Source organism: Enterococcus sp. DIV0755b, assembly GCF_051713765.1.
GTDB lineage: Bacteria > Bacillota > Bacilli > Lactobacillales > Enterococcaceae > Enterococcus_C > Enterococcus_C canintestini.
The window spans coordinates 1,566,303-1,590,895 of record NZ_JBIOQN010000001.1 but is presented as its reverse complement, the minus strand read 5'-3'; the positions used below and the strand labels follow the sequence as shown (position 1 = coordinate 1,590,895).

Below are 24,593 nucleotides of genomic sequence, written 5' to 3'. Positions count from 1 at the left end.
GTTACATAATATAATAAAAGTATGAACGGAGTGATTGAGATGAAAAAATTTGTATCTGGTGTTTTAGTGGGCACATTAGCTACTGTTGCAGCAGCGGGTGCTTTTGTAACGGCTGTTAAAAAACAAGTGATCGATCCAATTGATGAAAAAGAAGCGATGATTGAAGAAAATCGCAAAAAAGCAATGCGCAAACGCGTAGCTCGCTAAAATAAAATTTCGCTCAACAAAAGGCCCAAAGTTAGACGTTTAATCTAGCTTTGGGCCTTTATATTAACTTTAATATTCCACAGTTTAAACTGAAGCAAGCGCTATTTTTAGCATGTCGCTAAATAAGCCTCTAAAACAACGGCTTGATTATGCTGTTCATCTTTTGCTCCGTACAACAAGGTAACTGTTTCATTTTTAGCCATAACTGCCAAAAGCTCTTTTACAGCTGCCTCTTGTGGTTCTTTTTTTAATTCGTCTTCATAACGTTCTTTAAAGGCATCAAATTTTGATGGATCGTGATTAAACCACTTTCTTAACTCTGTACTTGGTGCAACCTCTTTTAGCCAAAGATCAACATAAGCATCTACTTTTTTTACTCCCCGTGGCCACATGCGATCGACTAAGACGCGGTATCCATCACTTTTTTCGTAGCTTTCGTAAATTCGTTTGAGTTTAAGCAATAAAATTCCCTCATTTCTATTTCATAAATCTACAAAGTAAGTTTTCACTATTATTATACCAGTTTCTTATTAGAAAAATGCTAAAATAGCCAGTAGCGCAAGGGCTACTGGCTATAATTAAGAGGAAGATTACATCGCAGGGCTTATTTCACAGCACCTTCTGCAACACCTTTGATGATTTGTTTTTGCATAATAAAGTAGAAAATTACTACTGGTAAAACAGCAATGACTAAACCAGCCAACGCTAAATGCCATTGTTTGGTATATTGTCCGAAAAAGAAGAACATTTTCAATGGAATTGTTTGTGTTTCAGGTGAATTAATTACCAACGATGGTAATAGATAGTCATTCCAGATCCACATTGTATTTAACACTGCCACAGTAACTGTGGTTGGTTTTAACATTGGAAAAATCACATGCCAAAACACTTGGAAACGGGATGCACCGTCGATAATAGCCGCTTCATCTAATGCTTTTGGGATAGATTTTAAAGCACCGTGGTACAAGAAAATCGACATGCTTCCGCCAAAACCAAGATACATGAAAATAATCCCGACTTGGTTTAACATTTGTGCTTTACCAAATAAAGATACTAATGGAATCATAACTGATTGGAAAGGTACTAACATCGCCGCAACAAAGGCCATAAAGATAATTCCACTTAATTTACTTTTCGTCCGTTCTAGTGCATAAGCACACATGGCAGAAAAAATAATGATAACAATCACACTAACAACAGTAATTAATAAGGAATTAAACAAAGTTTTTATAAAGTCTAATTGTTTAAAGGCCTCTGGGTAGTTAGCCCAAGTAAAGTTTTCAGGAATTTTCAAAGGATTCGTAAAAATTTCTTGTTTGGATTTAAAAGAGTTCGAAATCATTAAATAAAAAGGAACTAACCAAACTAAACCTAAAATTAAGCCGAGCACTGCCCGCAAAAGTTGACTTTTTGTCATATTTTTCATTATGCTTCGACCTCTTTTCTTTTTGTGACATAAACTTGAGTTAATGAAATAATAGCAACAAACAAGAAGAAAATTACCGCCTTCGATTGCGCATAGCCCATTTTATTTTCAACAAAGGCTGTATTATAAATATTCATTGCAACCATTTGAGTTGAATTATAAGGACCACCATTAGTTAAAGATAAGTTTTGATCGTACAATTTGAAACAGTTAGAAAGAGTCATAAATAAGCTTACTGTGAAACCAGGCATAATTAAAGGAAAACGAACGTTCCAAAATTTTTGCCAAGGTGTGGCACCATCTAAGTCAGCCGCTTCTAATAACGATTCATCTACACCTTGTAAATAAGAAATATAGATAACCATAATATACCCTGACATCTGCCAACACATCACAATAACCATGGCCCAAAAGCCAGTTTGAGTAGTTGATAACCAAGTTTTCAAACCCGGACTACCAAAAAAATCACCCATTGCTGAAAACGCATTAATAAAAATAAATTGCCAAATAAAACCTAAAATTAAGCCGCCAATTAAGTTCGGCATAAAGAAAATTGTCCGTAAAAGATTTGCGCCTTTAAATTTACTAGTCACTAATAACGCTAGGCCTAAACCGATGATATTAATTAACGCGATTGAAATTACCGCGAATTTGACTGTAAACCAAATGGCATTACGGAAACCTTCATCTTGAAGTAATTTTTGATAGTTTTCTAAACCGACAAAATTCCCTCTGGCAACAGCATCCCAATCGGTAAATGAATAATAAATACCATATAAAAATGGCACAACAACAACTAAAATAAGTGCAATTACTACTGGTGCAGCAAATAAATAAAACCAAGTCTTCCTTTGATGTTTCATACGTTAACTCCCCCTTATAAGAGAAAACACGAGAGAGCATACTTTTCTCCCGTGTTTTCAATTTAAGCTTAATTATTTACGTTCGTCTGCCCATTTATCTTGTGCAGATTTCACAACTTCATCCCAAGATGCATCACCGGCAACATATTTTTGAATTTCAGCACCTAGTGTTTGTTCACCCCAGCCTGCTGGATAACCCATGAATACCCAACCAGTTGTTTTGCCATCTGTGTAATAAGTGTAAACATCTTTTGAAAGTGGATCAGAAATTTTATCAGTGTCGTAACCTTTATACGCTGGTACAAATTTGAAGTCTTCTAAAACAATCTTTTTACCTTCATCAGAAGTATATAAATAATCCAAGAAATCTTTAGAAGCTTTAATTTCTTCATCACTTGCATTTGGATTAACACCCCAATACATTGGTACGCCAACAGGAATTGTTCCTTCTGTTACACCATCAATTGGAATTGGTAATAAACCGATATTTTTATTTGCAAGATCTTTATTAATCCCTTCAATTGTTGGATATACCCAGTTACCTTGTTGTGTCATGGCAACTTTTCCATTTGAGAATAATTGCTCAATTTGTTGTGAATAATCCAAGCTATTTGTTGGTTGAACAGAGTATTTATTGCTAATATCTAGATATTTTTTAAATTGATCACCATATTTGAATTCGACTGTTTTAGATTCATACGCTTTCATTACATCGTTATCAAATTCTGCATTTAAGAAAGCATTTGATCCATGTAAACCTGTAATCCATTGTTCTTTTGCAGCTAAGGCAAACGGTGCATCAATACCTAGCTCGCTTTTTTTGCTATCTAAAGTTTTAGCAGCAGCTTCTAGGTCATCTAAAGATTTAATTGAAGAAGCATCAATACCGGCTTTTTCAAAAATTTCTTTGTTATAAAGTACGCCGTAACCTTCAATGTTGTATGGTAATCCTAAAACTTTTCCGTCTTTAGTGGCACCTGTTAACGTACCATCTAAAGCTTGTTTGGCAGCTTCTGTGTCGCTTAAATCAGTTAAGCTATCGATCCACATGTTAACATCTTCAGGTCCGCCAATATTATAGATGTTTGGTTCATTACCAGATGAGAATTTTGATTTTAAGGCTGCACCATAATCTGATCCGCCACCAACAGTCTCCACATTAATTTTAATGTCTGGATTTTTTTCTTCATACTCTTTGGCTAGCTTTTCAAATTGGTCCTTGAATTCTACTTTAAACTGAAAAATATCAATTTCAGTTTGATCTGATGAACCACCACTATTGCTACTGCTATTATCTCCTGCATTTCCACACGCCGCAATAGTCAATGCTACACCAGATAGTAACAATCCTGCGCCCACTTTTTTCCAAAATCCCTTCATTTCTGAATCCTCCTTCGTGTTGTCCCTTATTTCTTATTACATTTCTATTATGCAATCGTTTTCTTTTTAAATCAATAGTTTATCAATTGTTACCGGTAACAAAATAAAAAATATACTTTTCATTTTTATAAAACTCGATAAAACCAATGATATTAACAATGCAACCGATTGCTTAAAATTATGATTTTTTTGCATAAAAAAGTAATATAACGTTTGTCGTAGCCATTTTACTTGTAAAATTGATTTACAGAATGTGACGGACTTATTCTGGGGAAAACCAGCACCTTTCTTATTTATATAAAAAAGGATTTGTGGCAAAAGTTTTGTCACAAATCCTTTTTGTATATAAACAGAAGCAGTGTTAAAAAACAAGTTCTTTTTAGATAGGCTAAAAGTTAAACATTAATTTTCTTAAATTACTTTTCATTTCGTGCATCTGAGTACTTCAATTATAATTTCTTTGATTGAAGTGATTTTTGTTAAAATTATTTATCCGCACGCGTAGACTCACGTGCCACCAACTTTGGTAAAAATCTGCGATACCCTTGCGTCTGTCCATTTTCCTCAATTTTTTTAACTAGCATTTCACCACAAGCTTCACCCATTTTGATAATATCTTGTTTCATCGTTGTTAGTTTTGGGGAACTCACTTGATCCAAAAATACCCCATCAAAACCAATAATGCCAAAATCTTCTGGTACTTTTGCACCACAATTGATTAATCCTCTTTCAATTCCAATAGCTAAGCGATCCGAAGAGCAAATGAAACAAGTATTTTTTTCAAACGAATCCCATTGTTCTTCAATAAAGATTTCACTTTGAGTGGAACGATTGGGTAGACGAAAAATTGTAGAGGGTAATTTATTTGCTGACATAATATCTAAATAGCCTTTTTCTCGCTCTTTTGCAAAAGGTTCTGCTACGTCAATTCCAACAAAAATTATGTTTTGATATCCTACTTTTAACGCATATTTTGTCGCTGTCGCAGTTCCATAACGATTGTCGCTATCCACAAAATCAATATTATGAGTATTTTCGCCAAATAGTATTACTGGTTTGGTTAATGTATTTATCCAATCAAAGTCCTGCGTGCGTACACCGGTCAATATATAACCATCACAAGAACCATGGTCCACCCCATTACTAGTAACTAGCTGCAAAGAATAATGAGCTTTCCCCACAGCACGAGCAATTCCCATCAATAAATTCATATAATAGGGTTCTGTTGTATCTAATTCTTCTAAAATATAGAGCTTAATAATTTGAGAACGATTTGTAACCAATGCCTTTGCCGCAATATTTGGATGATAGTTCAGTTCTTGCATTGCTTGATAGACTAGTTTTTTCAATTCAGTTGTTACTTGCTCAGGATGATTTATCACCCGTGAGACAGTCATTTTTGATACATTGGCACGTTTTGCAACATCAGATAAGGTAGCCATTTTATCTCCTTTAAATGATTACTTAATAGTAAAGCATTTTTTATTTTTAATATGTATTTATCTCTAGTTTAACAAAAAAAGCTGTAACGGAGAATGCCCCGTTACAACTTAAAATTAATTTTTCTTTTTCACTTTACCTTCCCAGCTTTGATAGCCACCTTTAAGCAGATAAAGATTGGTATAGCCGGCTTTACGTAATTTGTTGGCAGCTCGAACAGCAATCGCACGTTTTTGATCGTAAATATAAACGGGTTGATCTTTACGAATACTGCCAATTGAGTTTTTCAAAACAGAATAAGGTATATTGCGAGCTCCTAAAATATGTCCTGCGTCAAACTCATCTTTTTCACGGACATCAATTATTTGCGCTTTACGCATTCCTTCTCGAAATGTTTCTTGATCAATTGTTGTAGCAGATTTTTTTGCCATGATACGAATATATAATTCATTAATTCCAATTCCTAATAAAATGGCAATTAAAACAATATCAATAATAATAATGGGAGACATTTTTTGCTTTCCTTCCTATTTCACAATATCCAATGCTAGAGAAGCTGCGCCAATAACGCCCGCTTCATTGCCTAATTGGGCTAATTTAATACTTGTACTTTCTGTTACTTGTGGGAAAGTAAATTCAGCAAAGTACTTTTCAACGCGGCTACGTAAAAATTCACCCGCAGCAGAAACGCCACCACCTAAAACAATTGCAGATGGATTTAAGGTATTACCTAAATTACCACATGCTAAACCTAAATAATAGCAGACTTTATCTACGACCATTAGTGCAAAAAGATCGCCTGCTTCAGCGTATTCAAAAACATCTTTAGAAGAAATATCATAACCTTCATCTAATTGTGCTTTTAATTTAGAGTCGCCTGCATATTCTTCAGCTAAGTGACGTGCTACGCGCACAACGCCAGTGGCAGAAGAAACAGTTTCAAGACAGCCTTTTTTACCACATGTACACATAAAACCGTTAGGATCAACTGTTACGTGTCCAATTTCGCCAGCACAACCTGCTACACCATGTAATAAGTGACCTTCGGCGATAATTCCACCACCAACACCTGTTCCAAGTGTAATAAAGACTACATCAGGATTATTTTCCCCTGCACCTAGCCAACGTTCCCCAAGGGCTGCGACGTTTGCATCATTATCAATTGCAAATGGAATTTTTGTTCCTGCTTCAATTTGTTCTTTGACAGGTTGTAATGTCGTCCAGTTCAAATTATAAGCACCAATTACTGTCCCTGCTTTACGATCAACACTACCAGGAGTTCCCATACCAATTCCAATAAAGTCTTCTGGTTTCATATTATATAAAGATAAATGATGATTAATTGATTCTACAATTTCTGGTACGATATGACTGCCTTCATCTAAAATGTTGGTTTCAATACTCCATTTTTGTTGGATTTCACCTTCTGCAGTTAAAATTGCAAACTTGACAGTTGTCCCTCCAAGATCAATTCCAATAATTTTTTTGTCCATGCACAATTATCCTTTCTGTCGACTTTCTTCAATACGGTGTTCGCGTTTTAATATACGCCAACAAGTCATATAAGTATCATGATCAATTAAGCGACCTTCATACAATTTTTTTAACTCAATTAACATTAATTCGATATCATAAATGCGCTTGCCAACATAAATATATATACCAAAACGCTTAAATAATTGTTGAACATCGTAAAGAGTTTCCATTTAACACACTTCCTCGCATATTATACAGGCAATCCATATTTTTTTAAACCATATAAAAGACAAATCACTAAAAGAAATCCAAAAATCACCCCAGAAATAATTCTGGTATGAATTGAAAAACGGCCATGATTTTGAGGTAATGCAACGACATTTCCTAATAAAAGTCCACCGATGATACCACCAATATGTCCCCAAATATCAATAGAACGATCAAAGATTCCAAATAATAAACTAAGCCCCACAAAAAGAGCAAATTGTCTGACCATCCCCTGAATGGCAGGATTGTTGCGGAAATAATATCCTAATAGTAAAAATGCCCCAAAAACGCCAAAAATAGCTGTGCTACTACCAGCAGAACGAATGCCAGCATCATTAAAAGCGAAACTAACAAAGTTACCCATTACACCACTTAATAAATACAAAATGAAAAAGCGCCAATGGCCATAAATCGCTTCTACTTGTTGTCCAATAAAATATAAGACAATCGAATTTACAGCGAAATGCGTCAAGGAAAAATGGATAAAAATCGGTGTGATAAAACGCCAGTATTGATGAAGGTAAGCGATAAAAGGCCCAAACATTACTCCTTTTGTTTCAATTTCTAAACTCGGAACAAACATTAGTAAATAAACTACAGTTTGGATAGCCAAAAAACTGTAAGTAACAATTGGTTGATTGAGCCAACGTTTCCATGTCAATTTCCATTCCTTATTCATAAAAAACCTCGTTTCTAAAATCGGTAATTATTTTCTTTACGGGTATATCCAATTCAGCTGGTTGCCAATCATCCCGCAACTGCTCATTAAAAGCTAGGCTAACCGTTTGGCCTTGAAATGTTGTTAAAAAGCGATCATAATAACCGCCTCCAAATCCAATTCGATAACCTTGGCTAGAAAAAATCAATCCTGGCACAATTAATAAATCAATTTCAGACTTTTCCACTTGCTGTTGGACTAGTGGCTCTTCTACGCCAAAATTAGAAAGTAAGTATTGCGTCTTTTCGTCCACAGGATGAAAAGTTAATAAACGGTCTTGCGGTGCTTTGGGGACTACTACTTTTTTTCCTTCAATAAACGCCCTTTGAAAAATAGGTTGAGTATCTAATTCAATTCCAGTAGCACGAATAACACCAACACAACTTGCTTCACTCCATATTTTACTAGAAAATAATAGGCGTAAAATAATAGCTTCTTTATTTTGTTTTTTTTTTGTTTATCGGCGGCCAGTTCTTGCAAAATTGCAATTCCTTCTTTGCGCAATGCTTTTTTATCCAAACGAATCGCTCCTTTATTTGGAAATCTTTTACATGAAGATTAGATCAGTAGCTAAATTGTTCTGATCTACAGAAAAGACTCTTACTTGCATGGTATCGAAAAAGCCACAAAATAGCAAACCTTGCTTTAAGAGGATCTTTTTGCGCTTATTTTAATCAAATAGACAAGAAGAAAGTTAATAATACTTACCTCTTGTCTATTTGGTTAAAAGCTAATTTGTCCTATATTATTGCATTTTGGGTTTTTGAACTAAAAGAGCTAAGAAATAAGGTGCGCCACAAATTGCGACCATCACACCAGCAGGCAGCTCCCCACTTTCTAAAAGTAGTCGTCCTAATGTGTCAGCGGCTAAAACAATACAGGCCCCAATTAATAAAGTTAACGGAAAACGTTGCGTCGCGCGATCTTTTAAAAGCCTTTTAGTAAGATGAGGTGCTAGCAGACCAACAAACGCTAAATTGCCACAAAATGCGACACAACTAGCGGCTATCGCTGCGCCTAAAAATAGAAAACGTAGTCGTATTTTACGGACTTTTACCCCGATACTTAGTGCTTGTTCATCATTTAGTTGCAACAAATCTAAATAAGGCAGCTGCACCAATGTAATGGTAATTAAAATAAACAGCCAAAAAAATAAAATGAAAACATAACTCCAGTTTGCTCCCCATAATGAACCAGCAAGCCAATTAGTTACAAAACGATAGCGATCTGGTGCAACTTTAATTGTACCCAACAACGTTAACGCACCAAAACCAGCGTTTACCGCCACACCTGCTAATAGTAACTTATCAACTGCGATAAAGGGCCCTTTTTGATTGGCGATGACATAAACCAAAAAAACAGCAACTAGCCCGCCACTTAAAGCTAATAAAGGTAATAAAAAACCATTCCCTTGTGCAAAAAAGCCTAAATAAATGAGAACAAAAAAACCAGCACCACTGTTAATACCTAAGATAGAAGCATCCGCTAAATCATTACGTGTGACACCTTGCAATAAAAAACCAGCGGCTCCTAAACCGGCACCGCCTAATAGCGCTAAAACGGTTCGCGGTAACCTTAGTTCAACAATAGTGAACTGAAGAGCCTGACTAGCCGTACCTGTCAGCAGGTTATAAATAGCCGTTATACTTATTCTGTTTTTTCCCCATAAAATACTAGCCAGAAATAAAAGAAGCAATAAAACTGTCAGACTAGTATAAACATATTTTTTCTTCATGACTAGCTCCTCCAAATCCTAAACAACAAGAAAGGAACCCCAACGATTGTAATTAAAAGGCCTAATGGTGTTTCAAATGGTGGGTTTAGTAATCGGGCTAATAAATCTGCTAAGACAACAAAAAAGCCACCACCAACAAGAACTAAAGGTAATAATTTACGATAATTATCACCTGTAAAATGGCGCAAGACATGAGGCACCATCAACCCAATAAAACTAATTGGCCCCACTAATGCCACCGCAATTCCCGCCAAGAAAACTACCAGTATTAAGGTTACAAATCGAATCCGTTCAGGCTTTTTCCCTAACGCCATCGCATTATCGTCACCTAAAATTAACAAATTGATGCCTCCAGCTAAAAACAGCAATCCCCCAACAGCAATCAAATACAGCCACCAAACTTGTTGCAACTGCTGCCAAGTTATATTAGCAACCCCGCCAACAAACCAAAAAGCTATATCTTGTTGTAAATCAAATACTAGCCCCAGTGCTTGACTGATTGCAGTAAAAAGACTACTAATCGCCACACCAGCTAAAATAAGACGTGTTGGTGTTAGAGAAGCAACAGAACGTCTACTAACTAAAAAAATCAAAAAAGCAGCTAAAAAAGCGCCACCAAATGAAAACCAAATTGTTGCAGTAATAGATGTTTTAGGAAAAAAAATAAAAACAAGTGCTAATCCCAGTGAAGCGCCGCTATTAATCCCTAATAAGCCTGCATCTGCCAAAGGATTTCGTGTTACCCCTTGCATCACGGCTCCACTTAACGCAAAGGCGCTACCGACTAAAAAAGCACCAATAATACGAGGCAACCGTAAATTTATAATAATTTGTTGGGATTGCTTTTGACTGTCAAAGTGAAAAAATGCATTACTAATTTCTGTTAGGGAAATATCTGCTGCCCCATTTGTTAATGAAAAGAACAAAATCAAAAAGGCTAGAAAAATTAACAAGCTCCATACTATAATAAGTCGTCTAGTCTTCATCATCTGTCACCTGTAATTCATAATTCATTAAAAGTGGCTTTTCAGTTTTAATATCCACGGTTAATTCTGCTTGAATAGAAAATAAGCGTGCTAAATTTTCAGTGGTCATTACCTTTTGCGGCGTACCACTAGCAATAATTTTCCCCTGTTTTAAACCAATTAAAATATCTGAAAAACGGGAAGCCAAATTTAAATCATGAATAGACATGACAATTGTTTTTTGATATTTTTGATTGATTTTTTGCAAAAGTTGTAAAATTTCCAATTGATGCGCTGGATCTAAAAAAGTTGTTGGTTCATCTAAAATTAAAATATCTGTATCTTGTGCTAATGCCATCGCCAACCAAACCCGTTGTCGTTGTCCTCCTGAAAGAGCTTGTAGAGAACGATCCGCTAGTTTAGTCAAACTAGTCGCCGCTAGCGCCCAGTCAATCGCTTCTTGATCTTTTTGATCCAACTGGCGCAATCCTTTTTGATATGGAAAGCGTCCATAAGAAACCAACTCTTTAACGGTCAATTCTAGATTTTGTTCTGTATTTTGGGCCAATAGCGCAATTTGTTGTGCCACTTCTTTAGTTGGGATTGTTTCAATACTAACCCCATTTAAATTTACTACTCCTTTTTGTGGCTGCATAATCCGCGCCAACGTTTTTAACAATGTCGATTTACCGCTGCCATTTGGGCCGATTAAGCCAATTATTTTTCCCACCGGCAACTCTAAAGATAAGCCCTCAATAATAATCTGCTTTTGATAACCCACCGTTATTTCTTTTGCTTCCAAGGTAGTCATTGCACTTCTCTACTTTCATTGATAATGATTATCAATTATCGCTTTAATTTGTAGATTCGTCAATAGTAGCAAAATTGATTTCAGTTCATTGCCTTTTAAAAATATAATTGACAAAAAAATGAACTATGCTAGTATTTTTAAATGATAATGATTCTCAATTAATTAGACACCAGTTTTATTCTACATGAAAGAAAGGACGCCGTTATGAAAAAGTATCAAAAAATTACAACTAGCTTATTGTTAGTAACCAGTCTCTTTTTATTTGCCGCTTGCGGGACAAATAAAGATACTTCTACTAAAGAAGAAACCCGTACCCTTACTGATCAACTCGATCATAAAGTTAAAGTTCCCAATCACCCCAAGAAAATTATTGGAAGTTATTTAGAAGATTACTTGGTCGCTTTAGGTGAAAAGCCTGTGGCCCAATGGACAGTGGGTGGCGGTACACATCAAGATTACCTAGATAAAGATTTAAAAGATGTTCCCCTAATTAATTACGACTTACCTTATGAAGAAGTATTGTCTTATGAGCCTGATTTATTATTAATTGAATCAAACGGTCTTGTTGAAGGCGCAAAATATGACAAATACGCTAAAATTGCCCCAACCTACGTGGTAAAAAACGGAGAAAATGTGACGTGGCAAGATAAATTAACTGATATTGCTAACGTCTTAAACAAACAAAAAGAAGGCAAAAAAGTACTTCAAGATTATGAAGCACTCGTAAAAGAAACGAAAAATGCTTATGCAGATAAAATAAAAAATAAATCTGTAGCAGTATTGTGGGTTACCAATAACTCAGCCTTTATGGTAGCAGATAATCGCTCTAGTGGTGATTTATTGTATCAGCAATTAGGTTTTGAAGTACCGACTTTAACCAAAGAGATTAGTGAAAAAGCAACTTCTGACTGGTCTGCTGTTTCATTAGAAAAATTAGCTCAAATTGATTGTGATTATTTAATTTTGGTTAATAGCGATAAAGGTGCGGCAATGTTTAAAGACCCCCTTTGGCAAAACATTCCAGCAGTAAAAAATGGGAATCTCTGGGAATTTGGTCCCGAAAAAAGTTGGTTATACAATGGTCCCATCGCTTACCGCGAAATGATTGAAGATGTAAAATCACATTTGAAATAAACGTAAAAGATAACGGGCACTTGCTTTAATAAGCAGGTGTCCTATTTATTAACTGCTTTTAATCTCACTATAAAACAGCTCAAATTTAAGGGATAAACTCTTCTAAATTTAAGCCACGCTACCAACTATAGTGAAACCGAATGCTCATTGATTGCCTTAGTAGCTATCCATAACAAAAAATACCATAAAAAATTTTAGTACATTTCTTAACAGTACTTTCATGAATGCGCATATGTCACACTCCTGTTATACTTATTTTAAGCTAACATTTTTGTTCGTTTAATAGTAATTAATACGTTTGCCCGCAAAATAACGCTATACTAAAGAAAAATTCATCAAAATGGGGTGTGCTTTTTGAAACTTTATGAAAATTTTATCGCCAATTTAAAGCTAAGGCGTTACGTAGTACTTTTAAGCATTGTATTTTTATTGTACTTGGCACGTAGTTTGATGACTCCTATCTTACTGACGTTTATTTTTACTTATTTAGCGGTTCATTTTGTCCATCTCGTTCAACGATTTGTAAAGCTAAGACCTTTTATTATTGTCCTTTTTCTTTACGGTGGCTTATTACTACTCTTATACATCGCATTGACCAAGTACATTCCGATTTTGTTCCATCAAACGTGGAATTTAGTCGAAACAGTCATTGATTTTTATGATAATCAACCAACAAGCTCTAACCAAGTCATTAATTGGATATTAAAATACGTCCAACGCAGCGAATTTCTCGACCAACTAAAAGGTGGTGCAAGTTTTATTATCGGCTACCTCCACGATTTTGGTAATTTAGCAGTTTCTCTTGCATTATCTTTTTTACTTAGCTTCTTTTTTACTGTTGAATTGAAAAAAGTCAAAGACTTCTCCAAATTGTTTTTAACGAGTGATTTTGGTTGGTATTTCCAAGACGTATTTTATTTTGCTCAAAAATTTATTAATACTTTTGGCGTTGTTTTAGAAGCTCAATTTTTCATCGCCATTGTCAATACAGTCATCACCCTCATCTGCTTAGCGATTATGAATTTTCATCAACTGCCAAGTTTAGGTTTAATGGTATTTTTATTTAGTCTTATTCCTGTTGCCGGTGCAATTATTTCCAGTATCCCATTATCATTTATTGCCTATTCGCAAGGTGGAATGTGGGATTTACTTTTCATTTTATTTATGATTCTTGGCATTCATATTTTGGAAGCATACGTTTTAAATCCTAAATTTATGTCAAGCCGCACAGAATTACCGATCTTCTATACTTTTGTCATTCTACTTCTCTCAGAACGATTATTTGGCATTTGGGGGCTTATTGTAGGCATTCCTATTTTTACTTTTTTCTTAGATGTAATGAAAGTAAAAAAAATCCCCCATTCAAAAGAATAGGCAGACTCTTTTTAAATATTCTAAATAAAAAAACTAGCACAAAAGCTATTAACGCGCTAAAAATTACTTTTAAATTACGCATAAACTTTTCAGATTAGTTTTTATAGCTAAACAAAAAATTATTTCTAATTACCCTGTCACCTGCGAAATCAGGTGGCTTTTTTGTACCTTCAAAAGAAAAGGATGTTTACTACGACTGAAAAGTTTTTTGGTATCGCAAAGATCTTTTTTTCTAAAAGACGTTTTTCGCGAGAAAAAAACGCACGGTTTTCTAATCCACATTCTTTACATAGGGAACTAAATAACAAAAAATCGACAGTAGATAAGCTAATTAACCATCTAAATTTCTAACAAATCTACTTCAAAATCTACTTCAAAAAAAGAAAAACCCTCTAAAACACTGGTCTTAAAGGGTTGTTCAAATGATTATTTAGTTTCACGGTGTAAAGTAACTTTTCTTTCGCGTGGGCAATATTTGTTTTTTTCCAAGCGGTCAGGGTTGTTACGTTTGTTTTTGCTTGTTAAATAGTTACGTTCTTTACAAGAAGTGCACTCTAATGTGATGTTTACGCGCATGTTTTTCCCTCCCATATCCTCATTGATACTCTAAGATTTCTCTCAGACTTTAGTATGATAGCATGTTTTTTCTTTGAATGCTAGTCTTTTCAGCGAATTTTGTTAAGTAGTTTTACTTGACGATAAATAACCGTAGTAATTTACTAATATTATTCATTTAGACTTTCATCATGACTAAAGTTGAAAGGAATCTTTACACAAAAAACCTCACAAAAATTATTGTGAGGTTTAAAATTAATTTTATTCGAAATATTCACCATAAACATCTTCAACTGTTTGTTCTGGATTGATGACGATGTAAAGGCTCTTGGTTTCTTCGCTAACTTTAGTTGTTTGGTAAACATTATCCAAACCTTCACTATCTTTGTCTTTGTATGGGAAATACACCATATCTGGTTTACCTGTTTTAAACAAGATTTCCATCCGTTCAATATCTTGATATTTCAAAGCACGGGCAAACATTCCTGATTCTAAACCACCTAAGTTAATATCGTGGGTAGCGACATGATCACCTTCTGGATAAATTTCGATTTTAAAACCTGCACATGGGTGAATTTCTACAAATTCACTCCCGTTAATACGACCATAACTCGTAGTAATTTGTTTAATCCACAAATCACCAATAAAGCGACGACTAATCGTCCAAGTTTCTCCATTACGGAAATAAAATTTCAATGCTGTCATTTCTCTAGCCATCTAATTTCCTCCTTCTATCGTCAACAAATCATTTCAAATTTTGAAACAATGATTGCGATATAACAATTTTTCAATCCATTAATAAGTTTAGCACAATTTTACCGTGTAAGTTAAGAAAATGCTTACAGTTAATACCATTTAGCACAAAAAAAGCGTAATTTAATTCTACTTGATTAGAAGTTTTTATTAACTGCTTCCTTTTTGTCAGATTCATAAAGAACAAATGCTGTTTTTTTATTTTGCGTCAATGTCCAAGTCCGACAGTTATTATAGTTTTCACTTTGAATCTTTTTAAATTTAAATGCCCACTTTAAATGCTAGTTGCAGTAATTATTTTCTAGCTGTTCATGTCAAATAATGATAACGTTTATCAAATATTTTCAAGTAATCAAAAGTTTACGGGTAATTTTAAATCCAACACCCTGCCATCATCCATGGTGACTGAAATAGATTTACTTGTCGTGATATCACTCTTGTTTAGCATCTGCCAAAAGTGTCTCAGCTTTAGCTAGTAACGTTGTAGCATCGTTGGCTAAACTACCTGTCACTACTAGATATTCTAATTGACTTAAAACTTCTTTTAGCCATTTGCCAGGCTTTAATTTGAATTTTTGTAATAAATCATTGCCATTAATCGCAAGTTCACGCAAATGTTTAATAGGTAATGCTGCATAAATATCTTTTACTTTAGTTTCTGCGGGCACTAGATTATAAAAAGGGGTCAATGCTTCTACTGCTAAGCTATTCTCTAAGCCTAGCTGATAGATTTCCCAAGATTTTAACGGCTGCTCTTGGCGCACTTTTAATCCCCAGTGAAGTGCTTGTACTTCCTGAATTAAATCATTGGAAGCCTTCCATTTTTTTAAAAAAGGCCGAATTAAATTTTGCCCAATACCCATTTGCTCAAATAAAACTGTCCACCCTTGCGCCGCAGTAGCAAAAGAAATTGGTTTTAAATCTGCAAAGCGTAATAATGCTTCCCCATAATACCGGAACCCAGGACAATACAAATAACATTCCGTTTCAACTAAAAAACGAATGGCCTGATTACGAAATTTACCTAACAAAAGCTTGCTAAATTCCACATAAATCCGTTCAACTGAAATTTTTTCTAATAGAGCATGATTTTCATTGATGGCATCAAACGTCTCAATTTCAAAAGCAAAGCCTAATTGACTAACAAAACGTAACCCCCGCATCATACGTAATGCGTCTTCATGAAAACGTTCATGGGGATTGCCAACTGCTCGTAAAACATGCTCTTGTAAATCCATTAGACCATCGAATAAGTCGATTATTTCTCCATCATCTTTTAATGCAAAGGCATTAATCGTAAAATCGCGTCGTTTTAAGTCTTCTGTTAAGGAACGGACAAATTCCACTTGATCAGGTCGTCTAAAATCTTGGTAAGTTGATTCGGTTCGAAAAGTTGTCACTTCATACTGATCATCTTGGTGTAAGACTAAGACAGTACCATGTTCAATCCCAATATCAATTGTTCGAGGAAAGATAGCTTTAATTTCTGCTGGAAAAGCACTTGTAGCGATATCTACATCGTGTATCTTGTGTCCAAGTAAAATATCACGGACACTTCCACCGACAAAATATGCCTCAAAGCCCGCTTGTTCAATTTGGGTCATCACCGGTAAAGCTAGTTGAAATTCTTTGGGTAAATTAGCTAATTTCATTTTCATCCTCCGGCGCAAGTTTGCCATCTTTTCGCTCAAAGCGGTATGAATCGCGTTGATTAAACTTTGCCATGTTTTGGTCGAAAACTTCCGTTAAATCAATATCTAGAGAATTCGCCATTAATAACAAAACAAAAAGTACATCTCCTAATTCTTCGGCGACTGTATTTGGTGCTTCATCTGCTTTCTTTTGCTTTTCCCCATAATAATGGTTTACTTCTCTAGCTAATTCGCCTACTTCTTCTGTCATACGCGCCATTTGAGCTAGCGGAGAAAAATAGCCGACTTTAAATTGAGCAATATACGCATCAACTTCTTGTTGCATTTGTTGTAATGTTTTTTCTGTCATGTGATCACTCCTACCATTATCTTATCAAAATAAAGGATCAATTCAAACTACCCACTAATTGTCTATCTGCATTTTTCGTGCTACATTTGATTATATCTACAACAATCGTTATCCTATTTTGTTTTTTAATAAATAAAAAGAAGGTGAAACTATGAACGTAAATAAGTATACACCGTTATTACGTGATTTGGTTTTAATTTTAATTGGTACTTGCATTTACGCATTTGGTTTAATTTACATTAATATTCCTAATAGCCTCGCTGAAGGGGGCGTGACTGGGATTACGTTAATTTTAAGAGGGTTATTTGGAATTAATCCGGCTTATAGCACTTTTATTTTAAATATTCCAATTATCATTTTAGGCGGTCAAATTCTAGGTAAAAGGTCTTTTTACTATACCATTTTTGGGACGACGAGTTTATCTATCTGGTTATTTATTTGGCAAAAAGTCCCACTGGCGATTAATTTAGAACACGATCTATTGATTTCTGCTTTATTAGCAGGAATTGTAGCAGGTTTTGGTAGTGGTATTGTTTATCGTGTTGGCGGAACCACAGGCGGCAGTGATGTTATCGCTCGTATTTTAGAGAAAAAACAAGGAATCTCAGTGGGACGTTCACTATTTTGTTTTGATATTTTAATTTTATTGGCTTCTTTAACCTATATTGACTTAAAGAAGATGATGTACACACTAATTTTTTCTTATGTTTTTGCTAATATTGTTGATGCAATTTTGGATGGTGGGTATTCTGCTAAAGGAATTTTAGTAATTTCAAATGAAACTAAAAAAATGGCACCAGTTTTAATGGCGGTGACTGGTCGGGGTACGAGCTTTTTAAAAGGTGAAGGGGCTTACTCAGGAACAGATAAAAATATTTTATATATGGTTGTGACTTCCCGTGAAGTTATGGAAGTAAAGCGAATTATCGCAGAATATGATTCACAAGCTTTTATTTCTGTCATTAACGTACATGAAGTGACCGGTGAAGGCTTTACTTACAAACGACCAAAGAAAAATTTCCTAAAAAATTGGAAAAATTCTGCGCCTTCACAAAAATAAATTAAAAAGCAAACGACGCTAAAATGATAGTCTCAATTAGTTTTTTAGACTATCATTTTAGCGTCGTTTGCTGGACCTATTCAGCTGTTTTTTGTCCCTTGTGCTGTAATTTTTTATTAACAGCTTCAGATAAACGCAGGAAAGTTTCTTCATCGCCCATTTCTAAAGCCTGATCAATTTCTTCGTATAATTGCTTAATTTGAGCCCTTTGTTCTTCTGTTGCTAGAAATTGATTGATACTTTCCAACACATCTGCATCAATATTTTCATTCCATTTCATAAACGGATTATCTTCTAATATCGCTAAATAACTTGAACTATCCCAAGTATTTTCAAAAAGACACTCAATGTAGAGCGGTTCTTTCCAATTCAAGCGAATTTCATGAAAAATTTGATCGCTATCTTCAAAAGTTTTACCTTGTAAAAATAATTTGAGTGGCTCTCCTTGTACAGTTAAATCGCGAATTTGTAAACCGCGATTAGTGGCATCTGCATTTTCAACAAAGTGAACATTATTTAAAATTGCTTCGTGATTAGCCAAATAATTCAAAATCCAGCAAACCTCTCGGCGACTAAAAGAAGCATGGGTAACAAACCAGTTGAGAAAATTTTTCTTTTCTTTGACGTCGATAATCATCGTCCTCACCTTCTTTTCTTTAAGATAAAGCCTCCACAATCGATTGCACTTCTAAGTCTCCTGGTTCATGGGCCAAGTAGTGTTCCAATAATTCTTTTGCTGCTTGAATTTTTCCTTCTTCTCGTAAGAAGATACCATATTCTTTCATAAATTCCGGTTCATGATGCAATTCAAGATTAGCTTTTTCAAAATGAACGGCAGCTTCGGTAAATTCTTCCAATTGATTATAAGCATGCGCTAAGTTCCATTGGGCATAGGCGTCATCTGAATTATCCATTTCATTAATTGTAGCGATTACCTCTTCATACTCTTCTTGTTTTAAGTATAAATTACTTAGCATAAAGAGTGTTTGATCTAATTTATCTCCTGTTTCTAAAGCTTTTTGTAAATATTCTTCAGCTTTTTTGTCATCGTGAAGGCGATAAACATTTTCAGAAGCAAATTGATAAAAATCGACATTGAAAGGATTTTCTTTAATTCCAGCCTCAATCACTTCTTGAGCCTCTTCTAATTGTTCTTCATCTTGTAAAGCTTCAGCTAAATACAAGTAAAGTGACTGATATTGCGGATTTAAATTCCGTAATTGTTCTAAAAATTGAATAACTTGTTCATTTTCTTTTAATTGCCGGTAAACAAAGGCGATTTGGAAAAGTCGGTCATCGGTGACTTCTGTTTCTAAAGCGCGACGTAAATGAATTATTGCCTCTTCAAATTGCCCTTCCATACTTAGTGCTGTTCCAAGCCGTTCTTCTAACAAAATATCTGCCATCTCAGTAATACCTGAATTTAGTAAAATTTGATAAATCGTAGCTGCTTCACCAAAGCGTTCTGTATTAAAAAACAATTCTGCTAATGCAAATTGAATTAATGGTTCATCTGGTAGAATTTTGGCAGCTTCGGTTAATTTTGCTTCACTTACCTCAGGGATACCAATCATTTGATAAAGGTCAGCTGACAACAACAACGCTTGAACATAATAATCACTATCTTTTGGTACCTTTTCAATAAAGTTTAACGTTTGGTCACTGTTATCATTTTCAATTGCAACTTCAGCCAATCCCAAATAGAGTTCTTCATTATTGGGATACTTTTCTAATAAATGTAAAAAAGTTTGTTCTGCTTCTTCTAAAAACCCAATTTGTACCAAATACTGTGCTAGTTCGTGCAATTCACTGTCTTCATCATGAATTAAAGCTTGATTAAATGCCAAATTGGCACTTACTAAATCTTCGTTTTCCAATGCTTGTAACATTTGTTCGCTATAAGAAGTTTCCATTAACTTTCACTAATCTCCTTTAATATATCTTGATATTTTGTCATTGCTTGTTGTAACGATTGGACAGTTATTTCCTGATTATAGCCTGTTTTACCTATTTCTTCTAATACCGTTATCGCTTCTTGTTTTTGTGCTTGAGCCAAAACTTGTAGTTGGTAGTCAGCTAAAGAAATTTGTTCGGGTAAAAAAATAGGATAACCCAAGTGATTAAACCAGATTAAAAAGTTTTTCAAATTAAAATGAAGTTCATGAATTGCATCACTCCAAAACAAATGAAAAATAATGCCAAAAAGACGCTTCATGTTAGAAGATAATAAATGTCCATTTTCAGTCTGATAAAAAGCCGATTCAAATAATTGACCAAACGTCTCAATTTCAGTTGAACGAGCATAATAATCAATTAGCTCTGTGATTAAAGCAGAAAAAGAGCGACGATAGACTTTCTGTTGCGTAGAAAAGTTTACATATAAATTTTGTAAAAATTGATAATCACAAACAAGACCCGCACGAATAAAAACAAGTAAGTCCACTAATTTTCCATCTCGTTGTGCTTCTGTCAATGTTTGATCAAAATAGATTGCTTGTGGCAAATTGCTAACTTGCAATAAGACTTGATTATTTTGTTTCATAATCGCTTGTTCCACTAAAAGTGCTTTAGCTAACGAGCGTACCGAAACAGGCAGACACCAATACTGACTTTTTAAAACAGTTGTCTGAGCTACAAAACCCGTCAACTGCATCACGCCTTCATTTCCATAAGCACAAAACAAATAGTGGCGATTTTTAGGAAAGCGTTCTAAGAATTGAAGTAAACTCATCAACTCTTCGACGTTATTACAATAAGTCTGGTTACGACAGACATACCAATCAATCTCATCAATCCCTTTAAAAAGTTGATTTATCTTTTCAAAAGAACGATCATAATATTTTTGATTTGTGATGATTATGACGTGCTGGATAGAATTACTTTTAAAATGAATACTTTTATTTAATGTTTCACCATAAAAAATTGCAGTGGTAAAGTGGTTCTTCTGATAGCTTTTTTTCATAAGCTCCTCCTATTACAAGTTTATCATTAAAAGCTAGAGAACCAAAAGATTTCGCCGTTTTTTCACTGTCAAAAAAAGAAAAAAAACTTCCCAATTTTAATGAGAAGTTTAAAAAAACATTATTAATTACCAGCTCGCTTTTTTCACGCCGGGAATTTTACCTTCATGGGCTAATTCTCTAAATTTAACCCGTGACATTCCAAATTTACGCATATAACCTCTTGGACGTCCATCGATGCGATCCCGATTTTTCAATCGATTGGGATTGGAATCTTTGGGTAACTTTGCTAACGCTTCGTAATCGTGATTTTGTTTTAATTCATAGCGGATGTTCGAATAGCGAGCAATCATCGCTTCTTGTTTTTTTGCTTTTGCAATTTTAGATTTTTTTGCCATTTAAACTGTCCTTTCTTTTTACGCTAACAGACAATTTCTTGAGCTTATTTATTTTATAAAACGTAATTCTTACGCTTTATAAATATAACATATTTATCTTTTCACTGCAAATAAGACAACTTCAGTACCAAATTATATCATCTTTTAACGTCAACAACTTAAAAGAAGATGTGACAAAAACAGTTTCCATTTTTAATAAACCAAAATTTGGAAAGTTATTTTCTTTAAATTTTATCTTATTTCCTGAAGCTGACTGTCTCTGTCACAACCGCTAAACCAACAAAGAATAAAGAGAGGGTTCTTTTTGTAGATCAATATATGTTGGATCAAATTCAGCTAATCGGGTTAACAGCGTAGCTAAGTCGCTAGTTTGTTTAAGCAAAATACCCAATACTACTGGTCCAGTACCTCGATTTATTTTTTTGGTATACTCAAAACGCGTTATATCATCATTGGGACCTAAAACTTCACTGACAAATTCTTTTAGCGCACCTGGCCGCTGGGGAAAATTCACTACAAAATAATGTTGCAATCCTTCATACACCAACGATCGTTCTTCAATTTCTGCCATGCGACTGATATCATTATTCCCACCACTAATTATACAGATAACTGTTTTACCTTTAATTTCCGCTTTTAAAACTTCTAAAGCGGCTACACTGAGGGCACCAGCTGGTTCTGCCACGATTGCTTGTTTTGTATATAATTCTAAAATTGTCGAGCAAACCGCTCCTTCATCTACTGTTACTAAAAAATCCAAATAATTTTTAGTCTGAAAATACGTGAGTGAACCAACTTCTTTAACAGCTGCACCGTCGACAAATTTATCAATTTGCTTTAAAGCTATGGGACCATCATTGTCAAACGCAGCCTGCATTGACGGTGCTCCTTTTGGTTCAACGCCAATAATTTTCGTAGATGGACTAGTATTTTTTACATAAGCTGCCACACCGCTAATTAGCCCACCTCCACCAATTGCAGCTAAAATGTAATCTGGTTTAAAGCCTTCTTTTTTAGCATCGCTCATCATCTCAAGTGCTAATGTTCCCTGGCCGGCAATAATATTATGATCATTAAAAGGTGCGATAAAGGCCATCTTTTGTTTTCGTGCAAATTCTTTTGCCGCTTTAGCCGAAGCATCAAAAGTATCGCCAATTAATTGAATTGAAACTTTTTTACCGCCAAAAAATTCAACTTGTGCAATTTTTTGTTGTGGCGTTGTGGTGGGCATAAAAATGACCGCTGGAATATCCATTTCACAACTAGTATAAGCTACACCTTGGGCATGATTACCAGCGCTGGCACAAACCACACCATTTACTAGTCGTTCTGCGGACAATTGTTTAATCGCATAATAAGCGCCTCGTAACTTAAATGAGCGCACTTTTTGTAAATCTTCTCGCTTTAATAAAATAGTTGCTTCGTATTTTTCCGATAAGTAGCGATCATATTGTAAAGGTGTGTGCGTCACTGCTTTTTTTACTACTTGGTAGGCGTCTTTCACTTCAACATCTGTAATCAAGTCCAAGGTTTCCACCTCCTAATACTAATCTTATTTTGTCACAAAAGGCATCATTTTACGTAATTGTGTACCGACTTCTTCAATTTGATGTTCCGCATTTTCTACTCGCATTTTCTTAAATTCAGGGAAACCGGCTTGATTATCAGCAATAAATCCTTGGGCAAATTTGCCATTTTGAATATCCGTTAAAACTGCTTTCATATGTTTTTTTGTTTCAGCTGTAATTACCCTTGGACCAGAAACATAGTCACCGTATTCGGCAGTATTTGAAATAGAATGACGCATCTTCCCAAAGCCACCTTCATAAATCAAATCAATGATTAATTTCATTTCATGACAAACTTCAAAATACGCTAATTCAGGCTGATAACCCGCTTCTACAAGTGTTTCAAAGCCTGCTTCAATCAGTGAAGTTAAACCACCACATAAAACAGCTTGTTCACCAAATAAATCTGTTTCGGTTTCTTCTTTAAAAGTTGTCTCTAAAACACCAACCCGAGTTGCGCCGATTCCTTTGGCGTAAGATAAGGCAATTTCTTGAGCGTAACCAGTAGCATCTTGATAGATAGCAAATAACGCAGGTACCGCAAATCCTTCTGTAAAGGTGCGCCGAACTAAATGGCCTGGTCCTTTGGGTGCTACTAAAAAGACATCAACATCTTTAGGCGGTGTGATAACATCAAAGTGAATGTTAAAGCCATGAGCAAAAGCTAACGCATTACCCGCGTAAAGATTAGGGGCAATTTCTTTTTCATATAGGTTACCTTGAATTTCATCAGGAGCTAAGATCATGACAACATCACTTTCTTTAGTGGCATCTTTAACAGCTTTGACTGTAAAACCATCCTCACGAGCTGCTTGAGCAGATTTACCTTCACGAATGCCAATTATAACGTTATGACCGGTATCGCGTAAGTTTTGCGCATGGGCATGACCTTGTGAGCCATAACCGACAATTGTGATGGTTTTTCCTTGTAATGCATCTTGTGAGACGCTATTTTCGTAATAAACTTTTACCATATTCATGACCTCCATATATTTGAAATTCTATTAACAGCAATTCCTTGCGATTAACCTCTAGTAAAACCGGTGATGCCGGTACGTGCCATTTCTTTAATGCCATATGGACGTAAAATATCAATACAAGCATCAACTTTTTCTGAAGAACCTGCAATTTGAACTGCGATAGTTTTTAAACCAACGTCTACAATATCAGCTCGAAATGGTTCAATCATCGTTTTAATTTCGGTACGAGTAAAAGCTGGAGCATTCACTTTCACTAGTGCCAATTCTCTTTCTAAATGGGGCTCAGCGGTAATATCAGAAACTTTTACGACTGCAATTTGTTTGTTTAATTGTTTTGTCACCTGCTCAACTTCCGCTAAGTCATTTACACTAATAACAAAAGTCATTCGCGAAATTTCCTGATCTTCAGTTTGTCCAACTGAAATACTTTCAATATTCACTTGGCGCCGATATAAAACGCTACTGATACGACTTAATACCCCTACTTGATTGTAGACTAAGGCGGTGATCATCCGTTTCATT

29 protein-coding genes are annotated in these 24,593 nt (G+C 35.0%); 4 read left to right on the top strand and 25 right to left on the bottom strand.

The window, feature by feature from the left end; translation table 11 throughout:
• Window positions 1–39 precede the first annotated feature (39 nt).
• Window positions 40–207, top strand: a complete 168-nt coding sequence (locus IGI65_RS07565) for a DUF3042 family protein (RefSeq protein WP_016172239.1) — start codon at window positions 40–42, stop codon at window positions 205–207.
• A gap of 107 nt (window positions 208–314) precedes the next feature.
• Here the strand turns inward: IGI65_RS07565 and IGI65_RS07560 are convergent, their stop codons facing one another.
• The 14 genes from IGI65_RS07560 to IGI65_RS07495 form a co-directional block, all read right to left on the bottom strand.
• Complete coding sequence (locus tag IGI65_RS07560; RefSeq protein WP_438773755.1) at window positions 315–668, bottom strand: DUF488 domain-containing protein; 354 nt, start codon at window positions 666–668, stop codon at window positions 315–317.
• A 143-nt stretch (window positions 669–811) separates the two neighbouring features.
• A complete protein-coding gene (locus IGI65_RS07555) occupies window positions 812–1,633 on the bottom strand; it encodes a carbohydrate ABC transporter permease (RefSeq protein WP_438773754.1) in 822 nt (273 codons plus the stop codon).
• Entirely contained in the window at window positions 1,633–2,496 is an 864-nt protein-coding gene (locus tag IGI65_RS07550) for a carbohydrate ABC transporter permease (protein ID WP_071864974.1), read from the bottom strand. The genes IGI65_RS07555 and IGI65_RS07550 overlap by 1 nt, the downstream gene beginning before the upstream one ends.
• A 72-nt stretch (window positions 2,497–2,568) precedes the next feature.
• A complete protein-coding gene (locus IGI65_RS07545; RefSeq protein ID WP_438773753.1) occupies window positions 2,569–3,876 on the bottom strand; it encodes an ABC transporter substrate-binding protein in 1,308 nt (435 codons plus the stop codon).
• Between the two features lie 485 nt (window positions 3,877–4,361).
• Window positions 4,362–5,318: a LacI family DNA-binding transcriptional regulator gene (locus IGI65_RS07540; RefSeq protein WP_438773752.1), complete on the bottom strand. Its 957-nt coding sequence runs from the start codon at window positions 5,316–5,318 to the stop codon at window positions 4,362–4,364.
• Window positions 5,319–5,432: 114 nt separating this feature from the next.
• The gene (locus IGI65_RS07535; RefSeq protein WP_071864971.1) at window positions 5,433–5,828 is read right to left on the bottom strand and encodes a rhodanese-like domain-containing protein; all 396 of its coding nucleotides are present in this window, start codon (window positions 5,826–5,828) and stop codon (window positions 5,433–5,435) included.
• 15 nt (window positions 5,829–5,843) lie between these two features.
• On the bottom strand, window positions 5,844–6,809 hold the full coding sequence (locus IGI65_RS07530; protein WP_438773751.1) for an ROK family glucokinase: 966 nt from the start codon (window positions 6,807–6,809) through the stop codon (window positions 5,844–5,846).
• 6 nt (window positions 6,810–6,815) lie between these two features.
• On the bottom strand, window positions 6,816–7,022 hold the full coding sequence (locus IGI65_RS07525) for a YqgQ family protein (RefSeq protein ID WP_071864969.1): 207 nt from the start codon (window positions 7,020–7,022) through the stop codon (window positions 6,816–6,818).
• Window positions 7,023–7,042: 20 nt separating this feature from the next.
• Window positions 7,043–7,738, bottom strand: a complete 696-nt coding sequence (locus IGI65_RS07520) for a rhomboid family intramembrane serine protease (RefSeq protein ID WP_438773750.1) — start codon at window positions 7,736–7,738, stop codon at window positions 7,043–7,045.
• Window positions 7,731–8,177, bottom strand: coding sequence for a 5-formyltetrahydrofolate cyclo-ligase (locus tag IGI65_RS07515; protein WP_438774424.1), 447 nt, complete (start codon window positions 8,175–8,177; stop codon window positions 7,731–7,733). Before IGI65_RS07515 ends, IGI65_RS07520 begins: the two co-directional genes overlap by 8 nt.
• A complete protein-coding gene (locus tag IGI65_RS07510) occupies window positions 8,123–8,296 on the bottom strand; it encodes a hypothetical protein (RefSeq protein WP_438773748.1) in 174 nt (57 codons plus the stop codon). Before IGI65_RS07510 ends, IGI65_RS07515 begins: the two co-directional genes overlap by 55 nt.
• Before the next feature lie 226 nt (window positions 8,297–8,522).
• On the bottom strand, window positions 8,523–9,512 hold the full coding sequence (locus tag IGI65_RS07505; RefSeq protein WP_438773746.1) for a FecCD family ABC transporter permease: 990 nt from the start codon (window positions 9,510–9,512) through the stop codon (window positions 8,523–8,525).
• Between the two features lie 2 nt (window positions 9,513–9,514).
• Complete coding sequence (locus IGI65_RS07500; protein ID WP_438773745.1) at window positions 9,515–10,498, bottom strand: FecCD family ABC transporter permease; 984 nt, start codon at window positions 10,496–10,498, stop codon at window positions 9,515–9,517.
• Window positions 10,488–11,288 (bottom strand): ABC transporter ATP-binding protein, encoded by an 801-nt coding sequence (locus IGI65_RS07495; protein WP_095006782.1) that lies wholly within the window; start codon window positions 11,286–11,288, stop codon window positions 10,488–10,490. Before IGI65_RS07495 ends, IGI65_RS07500 begins: the two co-directional genes overlap by 11 nt.
• A 204-nt stretch (window positions 11,289–11,492) precedes the next feature.
• On the opposite strand from IGI65_RS07495, the gene IGI65_RS07490 reads away from it, so the two are divergent.
• Both IGI65_RS07490 and IGI65_RS07485 read left to right on the top strand, forming a co-directional pair.
• Window positions 11,493–12,422, top strand: coding sequence for an ABC transporter substrate-binding protein (locus IGI65_RS07490; protein ID WP_438773744.1), 930 nt, complete (start codon window positions 11,493–11,495; stop codon window positions 12,420–12,422).
• A 354-nt stretch (window positions 12,423–12,776) separates the two neighbouring features.
• Window positions 12,777–13,796 carry an AI-2E family transporter gene (locus tag IGI65_RS07485; protein WP_438773743.1) on the top strand — a complete coding sequence of 340 codons (1,020 nt, stop codon included), beginning with the start codon at window positions 12,777–12,779 and terminating at the stop codon, window positions 13,794–13,796.
• Window positions 13,797–14,222: 426 nt separating this feature from the next.
• Here IGI65_RS07485 and rpmG read toward each other — a convergent pair whose 3' ends face one another.
• From rpmG to IGI65_RS07465, 4 genes are all read right to left on the bottom strand, one after another.
• On the bottom strand, window positions 14,223–14,372 hold the full coding sequence (gene rpmG, locus IGI65_RS07480; protein ID WP_016172256.1) for a 50S ribosomal protein L33: 150 nt from the start codon (window positions 14,370–14,372) through the stop codon (window positions 14,223–14,225).
• A gap of 240 nt (window positions 14,373–14,612) precedes the next feature.
• A complete protein-coding gene (locus IGI65_RS07475) occupies window positions 14,613–15,068 on the bottom strand; it encodes a hypothetical protein (protein ID WP_412257664.1) in 456 nt (151 codons plus the stop codon).
• Between the two features lie 467 nt (window positions 15,069–15,535).
• On the bottom strand, window positions 15,536–16,756 hold the full coding sequence (locus tag IGI65_RS07470) for a CCA tRNA nucleotidyltransferase (RefSeq protein WP_438773742.1): 1,221 nt from the start codon (window positions 16,754–16,756) through the stop codon (window positions 15,536–15,538).
• Window positions 16,743–17,105 carry a nucleotide pyrophosphohydrolase gene (locus IGI65_RS07465; protein WP_438773741.1) on the bottom strand — a complete coding sequence of 121 codons (363 nt, stop codon included), beginning with the start codon at window positions 17,103–17,105 and terminating at the stop codon, window positions 16,743–16,745. Before IGI65_RS07465 ends, IGI65_RS07470 begins: the two co-directional genes overlap by 14 nt.
• Before the next feature lie 151 nt (window positions 17,106–17,256).
• On the opposite strand from IGI65_RS07465, the gene IGI65_RS07460 reads away from it, so the two are divergent.
• On the top strand, window positions 17,257–18,165 hold the full coding sequence (locus tag IGI65_RS07460; protein WP_438773740.1) for a YitT family protein: 909 nt from the start codon (window positions 17,257–17,259) through the stop codon (window positions 18,163–18,165).
• Between the two features lie 76 nt (window positions 18,166–18,241).
• On the opposite strand, the gene IGI65_RS07455 is transcribed toward IGI65_RS07460, so the two are convergent.
• From IGI65_RS07455 to ilvN, 7 genes are all read right to left on the bottom strand, one after another.
• A complete protein-coding gene (locus IGI65_RS07455; RefSeq protein WP_095006789.1) occupies window positions 18,242–18,802 on the bottom strand; it encodes a ReoY family proteolytic degradation factor in 561 nt (186 codons plus the stop codon).
• Window positions 18,803–18,821: 19 nt separating this feature from the next.
• On the bottom strand, window positions 18,822–20,078 hold the full coding sequence (locus IGI65_RS07450) for a tetratricopeptide repeat protein (protein ID WP_438773739.1): 1,257 nt from the start codon (window positions 20,076–20,078) through the stop codon (window positions 18,822–18,824).
• Complete coding sequence (locus IGI65_RS07445; protein ID WP_438773738.1) at window positions 20,078–21,127, bottom strand: hypothetical protein; 1,050 nt, start codon at window positions 21,125–21,127, stop codon at window positions 20,078–20,080. Before IGI65_RS07445 ends, IGI65_RS07450 begins: the two co-directional genes overlap by 1 nt.
• A 126-nt stretch (window positions 21,128–21,253) precedes the next feature.
• Window positions 21,254–21,523 (bottom strand): 30S ribosomal protein S14, encoded by a 270-nt coding sequence (gene rpsN, locus IGI65_RS07440; protein WP_071864954.1) that lies wholly within the window; start codon window positions 21,521–21,523, stop codon window positions 21,254–21,256.
• Window positions 21,524–21,794: 271 nt separating this feature from the next.
• Complete coding sequence (gene ilvA, locus IGI65_RS07435; RefSeq protein WP_438773737.1) at window positions 21,795–23,051, bottom strand: threonine ammonia-lyase IlvA; 1,257 nt, start codon at window positions 23,049–23,051, stop codon at window positions 21,795–21,797.
• Window positions 23,052–23,075: 24 nt separating this feature from the next.
• Window positions 23,076–24,065, bottom strand: coding sequence for a ketol-acid reductoisomerase (gene ilvC, locus IGI65_RS07430; RefSeq protein ID WP_438773736.1), 990 nt, complete (start codon window positions 24,063–24,065; stop codon window positions 23,076–23,078).
• Window positions 24,066–24,115: 50 nt separating this feature from the next.
• Window positions 24,116–24,592, bottom strand: a complete 477-nt coding sequence (gene ilvN, locus IGI65_RS07425) for an acetolactate synthase small subunit (protein ID WP_071864951.1) — start codon at window positions 24,590–24,592, stop codon at window positions 24,116–24,118.
• Window position 24,593: the final 1 nt, after the last annotated feature.

Excerpts from the sequence above, each read along its gene's own strand:
- IGI65_RS07475 (WP_412257664.1), bottom strand. The coding sequence starts at position 15,068 with ATGGCTAGAGAAATGACAGCATTGAAATTTTATTTCCGTAATGGAGAA.
- IGI65_RS07505 (WP_438773746.1), bottom strand. The coding sequence starts at position 9,512 with ATGAAGAAAAAATATGTTTATACTAGTCTGACAGTTTTATTGCTTCTT.
- IGI65_RS07460 (WP_438773740.1), top strand. The coding sequence starts at position 17,257 with ATGAACGTAAATAAGTATACACCGTTATTACGTGATTTGGTTTTAATT.
- IGI65_RS07535 (WP_071864971.1), bottom strand. The coding sequence starts at position 5,828 with ATGTCTCCCATTATTATTATTGATATTGTTTTAATTGCCATTTTATTA.
- IGI65_RS07530 (WP_438773751.1), bottom strand. The coding sequence starts at position 6,809 with ATGGACAAAAAAATTATTGGAATTGATCTTGGAGGGACAACTGTCAAG.
- IGI65_RS07450 (WP_438773739.1), bottom strand. The coding sequence starts at position 20,078 with ATGGAAACTTCTTATAGCGAACAAATGTTACAAGCATTGGAAAACGAA.
- IGI65_RS07445 (WP_438773738.1), bottom strand. The coding sequence starts at position 21,127 with ATGAAAAAAAGCTATCAGAAGAACCACTTTACCACTGCAATTTTTTAT.
- IGI65_RS07520 (WP_438773750.1), bottom strand. The coding sequence starts at position 7,738 with ATGAATAAGGAATGGAAATTGACATGGAAACGTTGGCTCAATCAACCA.
- IGI65_RS07470 (WP_438773742.1), bottom strand. The coding sequence starts at position 16,756 with ATGAAATTAGCTAATTTACCCAAAGAATTTCAACTAGCTTTACCGGTG.
- rpmG (WP_016172256.1), bottom strand. The coding sequence starts at position 14,372 with ATGCGCGTAAACATCACATTAGAGTGCACTTCTTGTAAAGAACGTAAC.
- IGI65_RS07465 (WP_438773741.1), bottom strand. The coding sequence starts at position 17,105 with ATGACAGAAAAAACATTACAACAAATGCAACAAGAAGTTGATGCGTAT.
- IGI65_RS07540 (WP_438773752.1), bottom strand. The coding sequence starts at position 5,318 with ATGGCTACCTTATCTGATGTTGCAAAACGTGCCAATGTATCAAAAATG.
- IGI65_RS07525 (WP_071864969.1), bottom strand. The coding sequence starts at position 7,022 with ATGGAAACTCTTTACGATGTTCAACAATTATTTAAGCGTTTTGGTATA.
- rpsN (WP_071864954.1), bottom strand. The coding sequence starts at position 21,523 with ATGGCAAAAAAATCTAAAATTGCAAAAGCAAAAAAACAAGAAGCGATG.
- IGI65_RS07490 (WP_438773744.1), top strand. The coding sequence starts at position 11,493 with ATGAAAAAGTATCAAAAAATTACAACTAGCTTATTGTTAGTAACCAGT.
- IGI65_RS07495 (WP_095006782.1), bottom strand. The coding sequence starts at position 11,288 with ATGACTACCTTGGAAGCAAAAGAAATAACGGTGGGTTATCAAAAGCAG.
- ilvC (WP_438773736.1), bottom strand. The coding sequence starts at position 24,065 with ATGGTAAAAGTTTATTACGAAAATAGCGTCTCACAAGATGCATTACAA.
- IGI65_RS07550 (WP_071864974.1), bottom strand. The coding sequence starts at position 2,496 with ATGAAACATCAAAGGAAGACTTGGTTTTATTTATTTGCTGCACCAGTA.
- IGI65_RS07555 (WP_438773754.1), bottom strand. The coding sequence starts at position 1,633 with ATGAAAAATATGACAAAAAGTCAACTTTTGCGGGCAGTGCTCGGCTTA.
- IGI65_RS07565 (WP_016172239.1), top strand. The coding sequence starts at position 40 with ATGAAAAAATTTGTATCTGGTGTTTTAGTGGGCACATTAGCTACTGTT.
- ilvN (WP_071864951.1), bottom strand. The coding sequence starts at position 24,592 with ATGAAACGGATGATCACCGCCTTAGTCTACAATCAAGTAGGGGTATTA.
- IGI65_RS07455 (WP_095006789.1), bottom strand. The coding sequence starts at position 18,802 with ATGATTATCGACGTCAAAGAAAAGAAAAATTTTCTCAACTGGTTTGTT.
- IGI65_RS07500 (WP_438773745.1), bottom strand. The coding sequence starts at position 10,498 with ATGAAGACTAGACGACTTATTATAGTATGGAGCTTGTTAATTTTTCTA.
- IGI65_RS07545 (WP_438773753.1), bottom strand. The coding sequence starts at position 3,876 with ATGAAGGGATTTTGGAAAAAAGTGGGCGCAGGATTGTTACTATCTGGT.